13 protein-coding genes and 5 pseudogenes are annotated in these 17,677 nt (G+C 60.2%); 7 read left to right on the top strand and 11 right to left on the bottom strand.

All coding sequences use genetic code 11. The features are described from left to right. Positions 1-154: 154 nt before the first annotated feature. Entirely contained in the window at positions 155-1,417 is a 1,263-nt protein-coding gene (gene aroA, locus NRB16_RS19295; RefSeq protein ID WP_257106694.1) for a 3-phosphoshikimate 1-carboxyvinyltransferase, read from the top strand. 346 nt (positions 1,418-1,763) lie between these two features. Here aroA and NRB16_RS19290 read toward each other — a convergent pair. From NRB16_RS19290 to NRB16_RS19260, 7 genes and pseudogenes are all read right to left on the bottom strand, one after another. Next, positions 1,764-2,276: pseudogene (locus NRB16_RS19290) on the bottom strand (RNA-guided endonuclease InsQ/TnpB family protein); the annotation flags it as partial. A gap of 486 nt (positions 2,277-2,762) precedes the next feature. After that, positions 2,763-3,416 carry a ChrR family anti-sigma-E factor gene (locus NRB16_RS19285; RefSeq protein ID WP_257106693.1) on the bottom strand — a complete coding sequence of 218 codons (654 nt, stop codon included), beginning with the start codon at positions 3,414-3,416 and terminating at the stop codon, positions 2,763-2,765. Further along, the gene (locus NRB16_RS19280) at positions 3,416-3,928 is read right to left on the bottom strand and encodes a sigma-70 family RNA polymerase sigma factor (RefSeq protein ID WP_045495056.1); all 513 of its coding nucleotides are present in this window, start codon (positions 3,926-3,928) and stop codon (positions 3,416-3,418) included. The genes NRB16_RS19285 and NRB16_RS19280 overlap by 1 nt, the downstream gene beginning before the upstream one ends. A 161-nt stretch (positions 3,929-4,089) precedes the next feature. After that, entirely contained in the window at positions 4,090-4,980 is an 891-nt protein-coding gene (locus tag NRB16_RS19275) for an SMP-30/gluconolactonase/LRE family protein (RefSeq protein ID WP_045492843.1), read from the bottom strand. A gap of 1 nt (position 4,981) precedes the next feature. Further along, positions 4,982-5,803 carry an NAD(P)-dependent oxidoreductase gene (locus NRB16_RS19270; protein WP_045492840.1) on the bottom strand — a complete coding sequence of 274 codons (822 nt, stop codon included), beginning with the start codon at positions 5,801-5,803 and terminating at the stop codon, positions 4,982-4,984. Positions 5,804-5,977: 174 nt separating this feature from the next. After that, positions 5,978-6,385, bottom strand: coding sequence for a type II toxin-antitoxin system VapC family toxin (locus NRB16_RS19265; protein WP_253116545.1), 408 nt, complete (start codon positions 6,383-6,385; stop codon positions 5,978-5,980). An 11-nt stretch (positions 6,386-6,396) separates the two neighbouring features. After that, complete coding sequence (locus tag NRB16_RS19260; RefSeq protein WP_045492834.1) at positions 6,397-6,639, bottom strand: antitoxin; 243 nt, start codon at positions 6,637-6,639, stop codon at positions 6,397-6,399. A 424-nt stretch (positions 6,640-7,063) separates the two neighbouring features. Between NRB16_RS19260 and NRB16_RS19250 the strand changes: the two genes are divergently transcribed. Next, positions 7,064-10,261 carry a glycogen debranching N-terminal domain-containing protein gene (locus tag NRB16_RS19250; protein WP_306456484.1) on the top strand — a complete coding sequence of 1,066 codons (3,198 nt, stop codon included), beginning with the start codon at positions 7,064-7,066 and terminating at the stop codon, positions 10,259-10,261. Positions 10,262-10,398: 137 nt separating this feature from the next. Here NRB16_RS19250 and NRB16_RS19245 read toward each other — a convergent pair whose 3' ends face one another. After that, on the bottom strand, positions 10,399-11,187 hold the full coding sequence (locus tag NRB16_RS19245; protein ID WP_045492831.1) for a substrate-binding domain-containing protein: 789 nt from the start codon (positions 11,185-11,187) through the stop codon (positions 10,399-10,401). 276 nt (positions 11,188-11,463) lie between these two features. Between NRB16_RS19245 and NRB16_RS19240 the strand changes: the two genes are divergently transcribed. The 4 genes from NRB16_RS19240 (at position 11,464) to NRB16_RS19225 (ending at position 14,100) form a co-directional block, all read left to right on the top strand. Further along, a complete protein-coding gene (locus NRB16_RS19240; protein WP_257106692.1) occupies positions 11,464-12,096 on the top strand; it encodes a hypothetical protein in 633 nt (210 codons plus the stop codon). 425 nt (positions 12,097-12,521) lie between these two features. Further along, positions 12,522-12,755 carry a CopG family ribbon-helix-helix protein gene (locus NRB16_RS19235; protein ID WP_045492828.1) on the top strand — a complete coding sequence of 78 codons (234 nt, stop codon included), beginning with the start codon at positions 12,522-12,524 and terminating at the stop codon, positions 12,753-12,755. Beyond that, entirely contained in the window at positions 12,749-13,666 is a 918-nt protein-coding gene (locus tag NRB16_RS19230) for a type II toxin-antitoxin system RelE/ParE family toxin (RefSeq protein WP_253116551.1), read from the top strand. Before NRB16_RS19235 ends, NRB16_RS19230 begins: the two co-directional genes overlap by 7 nt. Positions 13,667-13,716: 50 nt before the next feature. After that, positions 13,717-14,100, top strand: a complete 384-nt coding sequence (locus NRB16_RS19225; protein ID WP_373568483.1) for a methyl-accepting chemotaxis protein — start codon at positions 13,717-13,719, stop codon at positions 14,098-14,100. A 27-nt stretch (positions 14,101-14,127) separates the two neighbouring features. Here NRB16_RS19225 and NRB16_RS19220 read toward each other — a convergent pair. From NRB16_RS19220 to NRB16_RS29760, 3 pseudogenes are all read right to left on the bottom strand, one after another. Next, positions 14,128-14,334: pseudogene (locus NRB16_RS19220) on the bottom strand (zinc ribbon domain-containing protein); the annotation flags it as partial. Positions 14,335-14,400: 66 nt separating this feature from the next. Further along, positions 14,401-15,000, bottom strand: a pseudogene (locus NRB16_RS29765) (methyl-accepting chemotaxis protein); the annotation flags it as partial. A gap of 303 nt (positions 15,001-15,303) precedes the next feature. Then, positions 15,304-16,278: pseudogene (locus NRB16_RS29760) on the bottom strand (methyl-accepting chemotaxis protein); the annotation flags it as partial. A gap of 352 nt (positions 16,279-16,630) precedes the next feature. Here NRB16_RS29760 and NRB16_RS29755 point away from each other — a divergent pair. Beyond that, positions 16,631-17,674, top strand: a pseudogene (locus tag NRB16_RS29755) (cache domain-containing protein); the annotation flags it as partial. Between the last annotated feature and the right edge of the window lie 3 nt (positions 17,675-17,677).

Genomic DNA, 17,677 nt, shown 5'->3' with positions numbered 1-17,677 from the left:
CCTATGACCGCTTCGCGGTGGCGCTTTCATCCCCCACCTGAAGGAAGGGGCTTTTCGCGCCAGCTTGGTAATCCTCAACCTAACGGTGGTTTAGGGCTTGTCGTCCTCCCATGCTAGGATCGCGCTTTTTCCGCCGACATCCTTCAGGGGCATCATGCGACCTCAATCCACGATCACCGTTGTGCCTGTCAACCGCCCGCTGACCGGTCGGGTCAGCCCGCCGGGCTCCAAATCCATCACCAACCGCGCTTTGCTGCTGGCCGGCCTTGCCAAGGGCACCAGCCGCCTGACCGGTGCGTTGAAGAGCGACGACACCCGGGTGATGTCCGAGGCGCTGCGGCTGATGGGTGTGCAGGTCGATGAGCCGGATGCCAGCACTTTTGTGGTCACCAGCAGCGGCCGCTGGAACGCACCAGGCCAGCCGCTGGTGCTGGGCAATGCCGGTACCGCCACGCGTTTTCTGACCGCTGCGCTGGCCAACTTCGACGGCGAGTTCGTGGTCGATGGCGATGAATACATGCGCAAGCGCCCGATCGGTCCATTGGTCGATGCCTTGCAGCGCATGGGCGTTGAAGCCAGTGCGCCGACCGGCTGCCCGCCGGTGGCCATCAAGGGCCGTGGCGGCCTGGCGGCCGGACGCATCGAGATCGACGGCAACCTGTCCAGCCAGTACGTGTCGGCATTGCTGATGGCCGGTGCTTGCGGTCAGGGGCCGATCGAGGTGGCGCTGACCGGCAGCGAGATCGGTGCCCGCGGTTACGTGGACCTGACCCTGGCGGCGATGAAGGCCTTCGGTGCCGAAGTCGAAGCCATCGGCGAGGCGGCCTGGCGGGTGTCGGCCACCGGTTATCACGCCACCGATTTCCATATCGAACCGGATGCTTCGGCTGCTACCTACCTGTGGGCCGCCCAGGCCTTGACCGGCGGTGAGATCGATCTGGGCGTGGCCAACGATGCTTTCACCCAGCCCGATGCGCTGGCCAGCCAACTGATCGCGCAGTTCCCGAACATGCCGGCAGTGATCGACGGATCGCAGATGCAAGACGCGGTACCGACGTTGGCCGTGCTGGCCGCGTTCAACAACCAGCCGGTGCGCTTTGTCGGCATCGCCAACCTGCGGGTCAAGGAATGCGACCGCATTCGTGCCCTGGCCGATGGCCTGAACGGCATTGCTGCAGGTCTGGCAGTGGAAGAGGGCGATGACCTGCTGGTGCACGCCAATCCGGCACTGGCCGGGCAAACCGTCGATGCGCTGATCGACACCCACGCCGACCACCGCATTGCCATGTGCTTCGCCCTGGCCGGCCTGAAAGTCGCCGGCATTCGCATCCAGGATCCGCTGTGTGTCGGCAAGACCTATCCGGGTTACTGGGATGCGCTGGAGTCGCTGGGTGTGGCGTTGCAGCGGGTGGATTGAAGCCCCAAAGCGATCTGATTGAAGTGCTGTGTTTCGGTCACGAAATGCGGCATTTTAGTCTGCTTCTTACGGATGTTTGCACGAAATCTCTCTTTCTCTTGAAGGACATTTTCGAGAAAATCCCGACCGCTTGCGCCTGCATATTTGGCTGTCTAGTCTGCGCCAGTCGCTGCTCATCAGCGACCGGGTGTGGTAGCCCGACGTGACTTGGCGTAACGCGCCACCTCTTTTGAAGGTGCCTGTATTCGGCCTTCATCCATGGGGGCCGTGCGCATGGCATCTTCGGATGCGCCGGTTTGCCTATTGACATCCTCCCCGGCCTGAAGGCCGGAGATTCCTACGGCGCTCAGGCGCGGCATCGAGCCGCCCCCGAGTCGCTTCGGTGGGTTCCTGCTGCTGGCGCCATGACCTCTGCGCTCACTTCACAGGCTAACCGGGCGTGTCCCGCCCTTAGTACATTGATCGCCCCGACCACATCGGCGTTGCCTTCGAAACCACATCCCAGACACCTGAACAGCGCTTGCGTCTGGCGGTTGGCCGCCGACACATGGCCGCAACACGGGCACGTGCGGCTGGTATTTTGCGGCGGCACGGCAATCAGCCAGCCGCCGCGCCACGCCAGCTTGTAGTCCAGTTGGCGACGGAACTCGAACCAGCCCTGATCGAGGATGGCCCTGTTCAGGCCAGACTTGGCCCGAACGTTTCTTCCCGGCGCCTCGGCCGTGCCTGCCGCCGACCTGGACATATTTCGTACCTGCAAGTCCTCGATACACACCATCGCGTGGTTTTGGCTGATCGTGGTCGAGCACTTGTGCAGATAGTCTCAGCGGGCATTGCCGATGCGGGAGTGAATGCGCTGGAAGTCGTTACATGCTGCTCTTGAGCCATGAGCTAGGAAGACGACATTAGGCGCCGACGGCACGGTGTTTTCAAGCTGCATGCCTATGGGGTCTTTGTAACGAAATACCGCCGTAGAAGGGCATCTGTGTCGCCGTGTTACTGCGCATAATCCTGTGGCGGTGCGTACATCGAGCAGCAGCAGACACCCCACGGCAACCAGGGACGGCTACGCCGTCCGCGCTATCCTTCCCCGCCCTGAACGGCGGGGCTTGTCGCGCGCCGATGGTCAGTGCTGAGCAAGCTGAAAAAGAGGAGGGGCTGCCAGTTGGCCCCAGCTCGATTCTGACTTGAAATACGGTGGGAACGAGCTCGCTCGTGAAGACGGTAGTATATCCAGAGCAGATGTAGGGTTCTTACCGGCCTCTTCGCGACCAAGGTCGCTCCCACTGTGATTCTGACTTGAAATACGGTGGGAGCGAGCGGTGGGCTTTACGCTGCCAAAATCTCAAATCTTGAACAGCGGCTGCAACAGCCGCGATACCCACCCGTTAAAGCGCAGTGGCGCATCTGTGGCGGCCAGGCAGATGCACGGCTGGTCGCCGGCGACGATGGGCTGGTGTTCGATGTCTTCGTCCAGGTCGGCAATGTCACCGGGCTTGAACAGTCCCAGACGATCTTCATACGCGCCCTTGAGCACCAGGGTCAGTTCGCTGCCGCCATGGCTGTGCACTGGCATGGCCATGCCGGGGGCGATGTTCAGCAGCATCAGGTTGCCTTCACGCACCCCTTTGGCCTGCACCCGGCGGATGCCCGGCAGCAGGGTTTTCCATTGCAACTGGCTGTAGCGCTCGCCGAATGTCTCATGCAGGCACGCCGGCAGGAGATCGGCATCAATGGTCTGTGGCGGCCTGTGAGGCGTATCAGCCGGCGCCGCTTCGTCCAGGCGAGCGAGCATCGCTGAGCGGCCCCGGATCGGCACCACGGTGCTGCGGTGCTGTTGCACCAAGGCGCCGCCGATGCGCTCGGCTTCACGCAGTTGGCCTCGGCATTGCGCGCACAGCTCCATGTGCGCAGCCGTGGCCAGTGACAGTGCCTGGGGCAAGGCACCGCTGGCATAGCTGACCAGGGTGGCATGATCCAGATGATGGAGCGGGGTCATCACGACTCCTTGAGCGTGGCGCGCAGCTTCTGGAAAGCCAGGCGCAGGTTGGATTTCACCGTACCCAAGGGCAGGCCGAGACGCTCGGCGATCTGCCGGTGGCTGAGGGATTCGAAGTACGACAGTTGCAGCACCCGGGCCTGATCGGCAGGCAGGGCCTTGAGCGCGCTGTCCAGTTGCTGGGCCTGACGGGCGCTGAAGTCCAGCGAGGCATCCTGAGGCGCTTCCAGGCGTTCAAGTTGCTCCAGCGAGTCCTGGACCTGCACCCAGCCGCCGTCTTTGCGCACGGTGTCGATGTACAGGTTGCGAGCGATACGAAACAGCCAGGTGACCAGGCTGGCACGCGCCGGGTCGAAGCTGTCGGCTTTGTGCCAGAGCTTGAGCAGGGTCTCCTGAACCAGCTCTTCGGCCTGACCTTCGGAGATGTTCAGGCCCATCAGGTAGCGCAATAAGCGTGGCGCGAAGTGATCGTAGATGCGCATGAAACTGTCGCGATCCCGGTGACGGGCCACGGCATCGATTTCGGCAAGCCACAGGCGGCTGGCCAACGGGTCGGGGTGCAGGCTGGACACGTGGCGCAAGGTCCTGGTGGTGGCGATGCCGCTCATGATCCATCTTCCGGGCGTGGTTGTCCTGCTTATACGCAGCCCGGAAGAAAATGGATCACTTGAATCTATGCCTGGAGGCGGAACATCGGCTCAGCCAGACCCTGCACGCCGGGGTTCACGGCAAACAGCCCGCCGGCCAGAGGCTGGTCGGACAGATCGCCGCCCGGACGGATCGAGGTGACGAACAGGGTGTCCAGGTTGGCGCCGCCAAAGGCGCACATGGCGGGCTTTTTCACCGGCACGGCGACAGAGCGGTCCAGCCGCCCGTCCGGGGTGAAGCGGTGGATCAGCCCTGCGTCGTTGCCGCAGATCCAGTAGCAGCCATCGACGTCTACTGCCGCGCCGTCCGGGCGTCCCGGATGCGGCTGCATGTCGACAAACAGGCGGCGATTGTGGGGTGTAGCGCTGTCGATGTCGTAGTCAAAGGCCCAGATTTTCTGTACATCCGGGTGCGAGTCGGACAAGTACAGGGTCTTGCCGTCCGGGCTGAAGGCCAGCCCGTTGGGCACGATCAGCCCGTCTAGCTGTACGGGTAGGGCCTTATCGCCGGCGCCGTAGCGGTACATCGCACCGACCGGGGCGGCGGCGGCCATGTCCATCAGCATGGTGCCTGCCCAGAAGCGGCCCTGCCGGTCGCAGCGGCCGTCGTTGAAACGCATGCCCGGTCGCGCATGGCTGACCTCGGCCAGCAGCTGGTGAGTCAGGCTGCCATCGCTCTGCGGCTTGAGATGAAACAGGCCGCTTTCCAGGCCGGCCACCCAGCCGCCCTGGCCGTCGGCGGCGATGCAGGCGAGCATCTCTGGTGCTTGCCAGCTGCGCAGGCTGCCATCGGCCAGGCTCCAGCGCTGCAGTTGACCGGCGGGAATATCCACCCAGTACAGCGCTTGCTCAGCGACGCTCCACACCGGGCTTTCACCCACGCCATTGCGGGCGTCGACAATCAGTTCGGCGCTCATGTCATTGATCTCCGAACGGGCCGCTGGCCGCGAAGGCGCCGCCCTGGTACAGGCGTGCCGGGTCATCGGCGGGCGGCAGTGGCTGACGCTCGACCTGGGCCCGGAAGGTTTCGGAGCTGTCCTTGGGCTGGTAACCGAGGTGGCTGGCCAGGCGGTTGTCCCACCACACGGTCTGGTTATTGGAGACGCCGTAGACCACGGTATGCCCGACCTGCGGGGTGTACAGGGCGCGTTCGATCAACTGGGTCAGGTCGGCATAGCTCAGCCAGGTGTTGAGCATGCGGTGGTTCTGCGGCTCCGGGAACGAGGAGCCGATGCGCAGGCTGACGGTCTCGATGCCGTAGCGGTCGAAGTAGAAGCTGGCCATGTCCTCGCCGTAGGACTTCGACAGGCCGTAGTAGCTGTCCGGACGGCGCGGCGCGTTGGCGTCGATCACCTGGTCCTGGCCATGAAAGCCGATCACGTGGTTGGAGCTGGCGAACACCACACGCTTGACCCCGTGTCGGCGTGCCGCTTCATAGATATGGAACACGCCGCAGATATTCGGGCCGAGCACTTCTTCGAACGGCCGTTCTACCGAGACACCGCCAAAGTGCAGGATCGCGTCGACACCGGCGACCAGCTCATGCACTGCGGTTTTATCCGCCAGGTCGCACGGCCAGATTTCTTCTGACTCGTCAGCGGCCGGCGCCATCGGGGCGATATCGGAAAGACGCAGCACGCGCGCGTAAGGCCGCAGGCTTTCACGCAGGATCTTGCCCAGGCCGCCGGCGGCGCCGGTGAGCAGGAGGCGATTGAAAGGCGTCGGGGAAGGCTGGGACATGCGGGTACCTTATTGTTGTATGTTGTCGTATGAGTTGGTCGATTATTTGGGGTGTCCGGGATGGGTGTCAAGTAGCGTTTTTAGGTTGAATAATCAAAGCGAACCCAATTATTTACCTTCAAAAATAAAATTTTAGGTAATGTCATCATACGACAAGGGTTGGCTCTGGCTGCTCTAATCCTTGGTCCAGTCGAGCGTATGCAGACCCTTGATCTGTCTGAATGCCTGGTCATTGCTGATCAGCGAAGCATTGGTCGCTTTGGCATGAGCGGCAATCATCATGTCCAGATTGCCGAGCGGTTTGCCAACGCGTTCCATAGAGGCCCGCAGGTCGCCATAGCAGTTGGCGACATGGCTGTCCCAAGGCAAAACATCTATGCGAACCAGAAACGCCTGCACGAGTGCGTGCAGGCGCGTCGCGTCAGGTCGCTTGGCCAGGCCATAGCGTAATTCACCCAGAGTAACCGCCGAGATGCATATGTGATCCATGGGCGTATTGAGCAGATGCTTCTGCACGCCAGGGTAAGTGCCCTTGATGATATGGCTGACCATGTTTGTATCGAGCATATACAGCGGACTCATAGGCATCCTGTTCAAAATGGATCGCGTTCTTGAGGTGGCAGATCCTGGCGATCAGACATGAAGTCGTCGGGCACCTTGCTGTCTTTCAAGAGTTCAAAAAAACCGTCCCAGGTACCCGGCTTTCGCGAAAGAATGACGTCACCTGTTGTGGGGTCCTGGCGGATATAGACTTCCTTGCAATCGAATCGAAACGACGCCGGGAGACGCACAGCCTGACTTCTGCCGTTGTTGAACAGTTTGGCAACGTGGTGCATGGGCATTCTCCGGGTTGAGACAAGGGTCAGATGTTTTTGATATATACCATGGTATATCACAGCGGCATGAATCGCTTTGCCACTCATCTCCTGAAACCGGATGTGCTATCGAAAATTGCTTTTTCATTCAGTGGTTGAGACGGACAAGCCCGGGACGTTAGGCCTCCCCACTCACAGGCGCAAACACTTGGGTTTTTTTCGGAAATACCCTTCAAGAGAACCAGAAGCGTCCTGCCTTGAACACTGGAAACAAGCCGTGCCAGGCCGTTTCTACCCGCCTGTACTCCTGCTTTGAACTGTCTCGCTCACAAGCCCTCAACCTTCTAAAGCCCTCCTGAAGTCCCGGTATCTCGCCGCGTAGGGGACACCCTCATCAAGCAGTCCATACGCGGGCCGTTCGCATGCCCGTCAGGAGGCCGCCGCGATGCGTATCGCCCAGATCGCACCTTTGGCAGAGAGTTGCCCGCCGCAGTTTTACGGTGGCACCGAGCGCATCGTGTCTTACCTCACCGAAGAGCTGGTGCGTCAGGGTCATGAGGTGACGCTGTTCGCCAGCGGTGACTCGCAGACCCGGGCGCGACTGGTGGCCGGGTCTGGCCAGGCGCTGCGCCTTAACCCGCAGATCGAATACCCGCTGCCGTTCGAGGTGATGATGCTCGACCAGGTGATGCGCCAGGCCGATGAGTTCGATGTGCTGAATTTCCATAGTGACGTGTTGCACTTGCCCATGGCCCGGCGCTTGGGCTGGCGTTGCGTAACCACCTTGCATGGCACGTTGCACCGTCCCGATTGCCAGGACTTTTACCCACGGTTTGCCGAAGCGGCGCTGGTGTCGATATCCATGGCGCAGCGCCGGCCAATCACCCGTTCCGTGAACTGGGCGGCGAATATCTATCATGGCTTGCCCAAGGATCTGCTGCCGTACACGGCCCGGCCCGAGGGTGATTACCTGGCGTTCCTGGGGCGTATTTCGCCGCAAAAGCGCCCTGACCGTGCCATCGCGATCGCCCTGGCCTGTGGCCTGCCTTTACGGATTGCAGCGAAAGTCGACGCTCAGGACCAGGCCTATTGGGAGCAGCAGATCCTGCCGCTGGTGCAAGCCAACCCTTCGGTGCAGTTCATTGGTGAAATTGACGAGCGGCACAAGGCCGACTTTCTCGGGCATGCCCGCGCCTTGCTGTTCACCATCGATTGGGACGAGCCGTTCGGCCTGGTGATGATCGAAGCCATGGCCTGTGGCACACCGGTGATTGCTTTTGCCCGTGGTTCGGTGCCGGAGGTGATTGATCATGGCCAGTCCGGGTTTATCGTCCATACCGTGGCCGAGGCCGTGGCGGCCGTGCAGCAGCTTGAGCATCTGCAACGCCATCAGGTGCGGGCGATTTTCGAGCAGCGGTTCACGGTCGAGCGTATGACCGCCGACTATCTGGCCTTGTACCGGCGCATGATCGAGCACGCCGAGCGTGAGCAAAAGCCGGTGTTTGCGATTCCAGGCGGTGCCTCCTTGCCTCAGGTACGCCCGCGCACCCTCAAGCATGACGACACCTTTGGCGTGTTCGACCCCAATGGTGATGTGCTGGCAACCCCGGACAGTCCCCAAGGGATCTTTCACTGCGATACCCGCCATTTGTCGCACTGGTGCCTGACCCTGCAAGGGCTGCGGCCGCTGTTGCTCAGTTCCACCTTGCGTGATGACAACGCGATGCTGACCTGTGACCTGAGCAACCCGGACCTGTACGATCGCCAGGGGCGGCGCTGGTTGCTGCACAACCTGATTCACCTGCGCCGTTCGCGGTTTCTCTGGCGTGGCGCCTGCTTCGAACGAATCAGAGTGCGCAATTTTGACCAGCGCTCGCGACGGCTGCGTCTGCAACTCGGTTTTGCGGCCGACTTCCGGGATCTTTTTGAGGTTCGTGGTCAACAGCGCAGTCAGCGTGGTGAAACCCATGCTGCGCAGTGCCAGGCGCAACAGGTGAAGTTGTCCTATACCGGCCTGGATGACGGGCTGCGCACTACGACCTTGCGCTTTGAGCCGCCACCGCAGCAGCTTGATGGCCGCCAAGCGCAGTTCGAGCTGCATCTGGCCGCCGGCGAGAGCCGTTCGCTGTTTGTCGAGATCAACTGTGGTACGCCGAGGCTGCCGTGGTCCGTGCGGCACGCATTTTTCAGCTCGGTGCGTGATGCGCGGCGTGAGCTGCGCACCTTCGCTTCGCGGGCCACGGCAATCCACACCTCTCATGAAGTCTTCAACGAGGCCGTGCGCCGCAGCATCTCCGACCTGTACATGCTTACCAGCAAGACGCTCCACGGCCTGTACCCCTATGCCGGAATCCCTTGGTACAGCGCGGTGTTTGGCCGTGATGCGCTGATCACCGCCTGGGAAATGCTCTGGCTCGATCCTGGCATAGCCCGTGGCGTACTCGGGCATCTGGCCGCGCATCAGGCCTGCGAGCTTGATCCGCGGACCGATGCGGAACCGGGCAAGATCCTCCATGAAATGCGCAATGGCGAGATGGCCGCTCTCGGTGAAATTCCGTTCGCGTGTTACTACGGCAGCGTCGATGCCACGCCCTTGTTCGTGATGCTGGCCGGTGCTTATCTGGAGCGTACCGATGACGTGCACACGTTGCGCGCGCTATGGCCTGCCATCGAGCGCGCGCTGGGCTGGATCGACCAATATGGCGACCGCGACGGCGATGGCTTTGTCGAATATGCACGCCGCTCCAACAAAGGATTGATTAATCAGGGCTGGAAGGACAGTCACGATTCAGTATTCCATGCTGACGGCCAGTTGGCCCGGGGACCGATCGCACTGGTGGAGGTGCAGGCCTATGTCTATGGCGCATGGAATGCAGCACGCAGCATTGCCCTACGGCTGGGAAATCGGCAACGGGCAGCGCTGTTCAAGGATAAAGCGATAGGTTTGCGCCGGCAGTTCGATGCACAGTTTTTCGACGAAGAACTTGGCACCTATGTACTGGCTCTGGACGGTGACAAGCGCCCGTGCCGGGTACGCACCTCCAATGCCGGGCATGCGCTGTTTGGCGGCATTGCCTATGACGAGCGTGCACCTCAGGTGGTGGCCACACTGATGGAACGTACATCGTTCAGCGGCTGGGGGATCCGTACCCTGGCGTCTTCCCAGGCGCGCTACAACCCGATGAGCTACCACAACGGGTCGGTATGGCCCCACGACAATGCGCTGATTGCCGCCGGTTTTGCCCGTTATGGTTTTCGACATGAATCGGCGCATCTTTGCGAAGGGCTGTTCGCCGCTTCCACTTACCTTGACCTGCGCCGTCTGCCGGAGTTGTTCTGCGGCTTTGCCCGTCAGCGTACTCAAGGACCGACCTTCTATCCGGTGGCCTGTGCACCTCAGGCCTGGGCTGCTGCTGCGCCTTTGTCGATGCTGCAATCGTGCCTGGGGCTGAGCTTTGAGCCGCGCAGGCAACGAATTCTGTTCGACGAGCCGGTGCTGCCGGCTTTTCTCGAACAGGTACGTCTGCATCGCCTGAACGTCGGTCAGGGGACGGTGGACCTGGCTTTGCGTCGAGCCGGCAGCAACGTGTTGGTCGAAGTGCTGCGCCGCGAGGGCAAGGTGCAGGTGCTGAGTACAAGCTGACGCCGCTCGCCGGTCGTCTGTGCACACTCTTTTACTTCGCATCATCCTGTGGCGGTGCGTACATCGAACAGCAGCAGACACCCCACTGCAACCAGGGACGGCTACGCCGTCCGCGCTATCCTTCCCCGCCCCGATGGTCAGCGCACCATCGGCTCCAGGCCACTGTTGCGCAGCGCCGCGGCGGCTTCACTCGAGGCCAGGTAGTCGAGCAGGGCCTTGGCATCGACCGGATGTGCGCTGCGACTGGCGACAGCCCCGCAGTACAGGGTCATCTGCTGGACCTGATCGGGGATCAGACCGACGATCTGGATGCCGTCGGCCTGTTTCAACTCGCTCAGTTGCTGAAAGCCCACCTGTGCCTCGCCGCGTGCCAGCACAGCGCCCACAGGTTCATCACTCACCATCCGGCTTTTGTCCTGCAGCCGCTCGGTCAGGTGCAGTTGGTTGAAGAGCACACGTGAGACGTACAGGCCGCTGGAACTGTCGGAGTAAGCGATAGAGGGGGCGTCGATCAAGGTCTGCCGGAAGCTTTCCAGAGTGCTGATGTCTGGCTTTGGGGCACCTTGTGGCACGGCCAGGGCGATGAAGGCTTTGCCCAGCTCGACGCGACTGTCGGCATCGGCATGGCCATCCTTGATCAGCCGGTCAAGGCTTTGCCGGGTCAGCAGGACGACATCGGCCGGCTCCTGGCGGGCCATGCGGTTGGGAATTGTATGGGGCGCGCTGCCGGCTGAAGGTGCCAGCTCTGCCACCAGGCGTACGCCGGTGCGTTTCTCGTAGTCGGCGCTGAGGGCCTGAAAGGCACCCATGGTGGCGCTTGAGGCCAGTACGATGAGTTGTACGGGCTTGGCAGTGGCTGCATGAAGAAAAGACAGTGGCAGGAAAGAAAGAGCGCCACCGAGCAGCCAGGAAAGCAATTTTTTCATCTGAAAAACAACCTTGCGATAAAACCTGGTCGGCCATTATGAGCCAAAACATCAGACAGGCGGAGCTTGATACCTGTTTTGGCAGCCGCGGGGCTGATTGCAGGCCCACCAACGTACGAACAAACGAAAGGAATATTGCGCTACCGACCGCGAACAGACGACAGCTTGTCCAGTACGTGAAGTTGTTGAGGAAAACAAAACTATTCTAACTAGAGGGCCTGAGCCATGTGCCTCAAGAGCCCGCAAGACCTCCCACTCAATCTGCGGATAGTCGGCATGAATACAGCGTCTGAAATCGATATTTCAGGCCTGAGGTGTTACGACAGAGTTGTCGATGGTGTCACCTACAGCGTTCCACGCGGCATCACCCGGGAGACCCGTGGTCGAGTGTGGATCGTGCGGGTCCTGAAGAACAGCCAGTTGCTCGTGGCTGCACGCTTTACCGACTTGCGCTTTGGCGGTACCCGGCGGGCACTGGATGCAGCGATCATTCATCTGATCCACAGTGGTCACGCCTGGCGGCGTGAAGATGTCCTGCAACTGAATGAACGTACCGCCGTGCATTGGCGCAAACGCAGTGGCGTGGGTTTGTGTGCGGTGGCTTACGTCACGCGCTCAGGGCCCGGGCGTGGTGAGACGTTCTTTCTCTCGACCTGGCGGCGAGTGGCCAGTGGCCGGGGCCTGGAAAAATTTCGTGGCAAGCTGGTCAGCGTGCTGGAAAGCGCTTGGGAAATCGAGCATCAAGCGAGTGCCACGCCCTTCCCTGTGCAGAAAAGCATCCGCCAGGACGTTGACCAGTTGTTCGACAGCACCGCCTGGCAGCGTTTTTTGCTGGCTGGCCGACGCAAGGTCGACCAGATCGCAGTGGCCGAGTATGTCGCTGCCCTGGGAGGGCCTGCAGGGTCGTAAGGTGATGTTGCAGTTTTTTGCTACAACGCCTGCAGCCCGCGAAAACGCCCGACATCAGTGAGTTAAATGGCCGATATTACGGGAGATTATTTCCGAACTGGTACAATGATGGCACTTTATAAGTTGCTGGATTGCTTGCTCGATTACAGGCGGTTATGAATAATGTCTTGTGTTTCGATTCACCCATTACTTAATGTTAAATGAGTGTGCTGATAACAGATAAATGAACTAATGTCTGGCGAGACGGTCTGTTGGTAGTCGTCCCGGTAATAATAGCCGACAGTGGAATGGTCATGGCTATTTGATATTGGGTTATTATTTATTACTTGATTTGTCTGGCAACCGGAGCGCCAGTCGATCACATCATTGCGAACAGCCATCGCACGCCATAACCTGGCGCCGTATGGCAGGTGCAGGATTCTTCCATGACCTCCGTCGTTTCTCTCTCCCTGGATCTCCAGCAGTTCGAGACCTTGCAACGTCTGGCGCATATGACGCGCCGTGATCAGGGCTGGCATCTGCGTCAGGCCCTGGCCCTTTATCTGCAAGAGCAACCATGCCTGGACCCTGTCGAAGAAGGCTTGGCCGATGCCCGTGCGGGCCATCTGCTGGACCTGGCTGACATCGAAGCCAAGTGGAGGAAAAAACCATCATGTTGAAACTGACACGCAAGGCCAGTGCTGACCTGGATGACATTTTCGAGCACTACAAGGAGCGTTTAGGGGCCGAGCAGGCTCAGGCCATCGTTCATGATGTCGTTGCCGAGAGCCGTGCTCTGGAGCGCTCTGCGTCCGCCAAGGAGGCTTGCCGGGCATCGAAGGTCGGTGAGCTGGCGCTCAAGCGCTGGCCCTTTCTGACGACCTTTCAGGTCACTCCGGAATCGGTCCAGATTCTGCGTTTTTTGCACAGTAGCGGTCAGCCCATCAATCAGCCGCTGGACGTTGAACCCGCCATTCGGGTGAGTTCTTCAGTCGATGTGTCCGGTTTGCGCTGTTATGACCGTCTGGTCGATGGCCTGACCTATCGGGTGCCGCGCGGTATCAGCCGGGATCCGCGCAGCGCCGGCTGGCTGGTGCGTGTGGTGCGCAATAAACAGGTGGCGCTGCAGGAGCGTTTCACTGACGCTGCCTTTGGCAGTGTTCTGGGCTCTTTGGAGGCCGCGATCATTCATCTGAGCCACAGCGGCCTTGCCTGGCTGCAAGAGGATGTCCTGACGCTGGATGAGCACTGTGCGGTGCACTGGCGCAAACGTAGCGGTGTGGGCTTGTGCGCGGTGTCTTATGTTTCGCGCAACGGTCCGGGCCGTGGCGAAACCCTGTTTGTCTCGACCTGGAAGCGGGTCGAAAGCGGTCGTGGCCTGGAGAAGTTTCGCGCCAAACTCGTTGAGACCCTGCTGTGCTCTCATACCCTGCAGCATGGACCTGACAGCGTGTCTGACAGCTTGCGGCGCCACCTTGATGCGCGGGCAGGAAAAGTCATGGCCAGCGAGCGTTTCAAGGACTTTTTGCGCGCCGGGCAACGCAAGGCCGAACGGGTTGCCGTGAGTAATTATCTGAGCGCTCTCAATTAACATTGTCGTGCAGCAGGCCGTCGAGGTGATGCGTGGCCTTGCCGGTGCAAATGCAGCAGGCTGCCGAACGTATCGCTGCGCTGGATAAACAATCGCAGATCATCGGTTCGATCATTCAGAGCATCAGCAGCATTGCCGAACAGACCAAATTGCTGGCGCTCACCGCTGCCATCGAGACGGCGCGCGCCGGTGAACAGCGCCGTGACTTTGCGGTGGTGGCCGATGAGGGGCGGCAACTGGCTTCGCGTCCCAGCAAGGCCACTGAAGAGATTGTTTCGGTGGTCCAGCAGAACCAGAAACTGGCCGAGCAGGCGGTGGCCGTGATCGACAGTGGCAAGCACCAGGCCCAGCAAGGGCTGGACCTGGCGGCGCAAGCCGGTTCGGTGGGTTCCTGCTGCTGGCGCCATGACCTCTGCGCTCACTTCACAGGCTAATCGGGCGTGTCCCGCCCTTAGTACATTGATCGCCCCGACCACATCGGCGTTGCCTTCAAAACCACATCCCACACACCTGAACAGCGCTTGCGTCTGGCGGTTGGCCGCCGACACATGGCTGCAACACGGGCACGTGCGGCTGGTATTTTGCGGCGGCACGGCAATCAGCCAGCCGCCGCGCCACGCTGAACGGCGGGGCTTGTCGCGCGCCCGATGGTCAATGCGGTGGGGCAATTCGCCAACCGTCTGGGTTAACGATTGCAAGCAATCTGGCCGCCTGAAGCGGCCAGGCTCTGGGGGTCAGACCTTGAAGTGGCTGACCATGGTCTGCAATTGACCACCCAGGCGGGCCAGCTCGACGCTGGAGGCCGCAGTTTCCTCGCTGGCCGAAGCGGTTTGTTCGGAAACGTCACGCACGTTGATGATGCTGCGGCTGATTTCTTCTGCGACCGCGCTCTGTTGTTCGGCCGCTGCAGCAATCTGCTGGTTCATGGCCTGGATGCCGGCGACGGTCTGGGTGATGCTGCCCAGCGAATCGCCAGCCTGGCGGCTCAGCTGCACACTGCTTGAGGTCAGGTCGCGGCTGCCGAGCATGATGCTCGACACTTGGCGGGTACCACTTTGCAGGGCGGCGATCAGGCTTTCGATTTCCTCAGTCGACTTCTGCGTGCGCTGGGCCAGCCCGCGCACCTCATCGGCCACCACCGCAAAACCACGTCCGGCCTCACCGGCACGCGCCGCCTCAATGGCAGCGTTGAGGGCCAGCAGGTTGGTCTGTTCGGCAACGGCCTTGATCACGTCCATGACTTTGCCGATCTTGTCGCTTTCCTGTTCCAGCAGGTTCATGGCGTCGGCCGAGCGGCCCACTTCCGTAGCCAGGCGCTCGATCTGGGCGATGGCTTGCGCAACGACTTTATCGCCATCGCGTGCTTCACGGTCGGCGGCAGAAGCCGCGTGCGAGGCCTGTTCGGCGTTACGTGCCACTTCCTGGACGGTGGCCGACATTTCATGCATGGCCGTGGCCACCTGATCGGTTTCAGTCTTCTGATTATTGACCCCGGCGCTGGTCTGCTCCGTGACGGCCGAGAGCTCCTCGGCGGCGCTGGCGATCTGAGTGACGCCGTCGCGGATACCGGTGATCAACTCGCGCAACGTGCTGCCCATGCGCTGGATGCCTTGTTGCAGGACGCCCAGTTCATCGCGGCGAGTAACGGTTTCACTGTGGGTCAGGTCGCCGGCGGCAATGCGTTCGACCACCACCAGCGTCTGCTGCAGCGGACGGGTGATCTGCCGGGTAATCAGGACGGCGGCGACCACACCCAGGAGCAAGGCCAGCAAGGTAAAGATGATCTGCCACTGCCGAGCCTGGGCGCTTTCAGCGTCGCGACGGTCCAGTTGCAGTTGGTAAAGCTGCTCGTTGAGCTTGACGATGTCTTGACCCTGAGTGGTCATTTCCTTGCGCGCCTGGACGACTTGGGCATTGCCAGCCTTGAAGTCCTGCAAGGCCGTGCGGTAATTGCGCAGTGCCGTTTCCAACTGCTTGACGCGCTCAGCCTGGGAGCCATTGAACACACTGTTCATACGCTCCAGATCCTTGAGGGTGGTATCGAGTTGGCTGAACGCTTTTTGTTCGCCTTCGTCACTGGGCGCTGCGGCATAGCCGCGAACCTCATAACGCACCTTGAGCAGGTCGAGCCGGGCCTGGGTCATGACCTGGTATTGCTCCAGGCGATCCGGATCACCTTGTACTTCAGCCAAAGCCTGGTCGACCAGTTCCACGGCTTTGGTGGCATGGGTTGTCATGTCGCTGCGCGCCTTGCTACCGGTTCGGTAACCGTTGCGCATGTCGTTGAACGACTTCTGGTACTCGTTGGTTACCTGACTCAATTGATTGAGCAGTTTGACATTTTCCGGGCTTTTGAAAGTGCCGATCAATTGATCCAGCTGGCCTTTGAAACCGTCAAAAGAGACCTGCACGGTATCGGCAACCTTTTCATCACCATTGGCGAGCATGTATTGCAGACGGGTCACGCGCAGTTTGGTCAGTTCGTGGCCCAGGGACGTGATATCGCCCATCCAGTTACTGCGCTGGATCAGGCTGTTCACACCGGTCCAGCCGACCAATGAAAGAATGGCAGTAAATAAAAGTACCAACCCGAATCCTAGGGCCAGCTTCATATTGACGCTGATGTTGGCGAACCAGCTATTCATTCGACGTTCTCCGGGAATGTCTGATTTTTAATAGGAATGGCCGTGGGAGGGATTGTTGTTGTGAACCACACAAGGCGTTAAATCATCTCGGTATCGGCCGCAAACGGCCGAGCTATAAGCGCCAATCGTCGGAAAATGTAAAAAAACAGGCGAACCTTTCACTCTGCTTTCATTCTCCGCATTAGCCGTTTATAAAGGTGGAAAAAGCCAGCATACCCGGTCAATCAAAGGATAGATGTACGACAAGTACACCACCAAAAATTGCCTATACTGCTGAAGTCCTCGTTGTTGAACACAGGCATTACTGGCGTACAAGAGAATGAAACTCTTGAACTTTGAAGTGTGCCTTTCGTTTTCGTGCCTGACAGTTCCTGAGTACACCCTGATGAATTTGAAGTTTCGTCACAAAATCCTGCTGGCCGCCTCTGGCGTTGTTGTGTTGGCGTTTGCATTGTTCACGCTGTACAACGACTATCTGCAACGCACCACCATCAGACAGAATCTTGAGGCCTCGGTTGGCCAGGCAGGAGAGCTGACCGCCAGTAGCGTACAGAACTGGCTCAACGGACGTGTCCTCATACTGGACAACCTGACCCAGGACGTTGAGCGCCTGGGTATCAAAAACAGCGATCTGGGCGGCATGGTAGGCGCGCCTTCTCTGCTTTCGACCTTCCAGTTCACCTATGTGGGTGACAGCGACGGGGTGTTCACCCAGCGCCCTGATGTCGATATGCCAGCCGGATATGACCCACGCAAGCGGCCATGGTTCACTACCACCGTGGCGGCTGCGAAAACGATCATCAGTGCGCCTTATCAGGCGTCGGTGGGTGGACTGGTGGTCACTGTGGCCAGCCCGATCCGCAACAAAGGGCAGATCATTGGGGTTGCCGGTGGCGACCTGAGCCTTGATACCCTGGTAAAGATCATCAACTCCGTGGATTTTGGCGGTATTGGTCATGCCGTGCTGGTCAGCGGCGATGGTCAAGTAATTGTCAGCCCTGACAAAGATCAGGTGATGAAAAACCTCAAAGATATTTACCCAGGGCAAAGCATCAGCCTGGATAAACCCTTGCGCGAAGTCGTGCTCAATGGCCAGTCCCGACTGCTGTCATTTACCCCGATCACTGGTCTGCCGGGGGCTGACTGGTACATCGGCCTGTCGATTGACAAGGATAAGGCTTATGCTCCTCTGAGCCAGTTCCGTAGTTCGGCATTGATCGCGGTTCTGATTGCCGTGGCCGCCATTGCCTTGCTGCTGTCGCTGTTGATCCGGGCGTTGATGCAGCCGCTGACTGCCATGGGCCGTGCCATGCAGGACATCGCTGAGGGCGAGGGCGATCTGACCCGACGCCTGAAGATTCATGGC

Source organism: Pseudomonas sp. LJDD11 (assembly GCF_024584215.1).
Classification (GTDB): domain Bacteria; phylum Pseudomonadota; class Gammaproteobacteria; order Pseudomonadales; family Pseudomonadaceae; genus Aquipseudomonas.
This window is presented reverse-complemented; position numbering and strand designations above follow the sequence as displayed.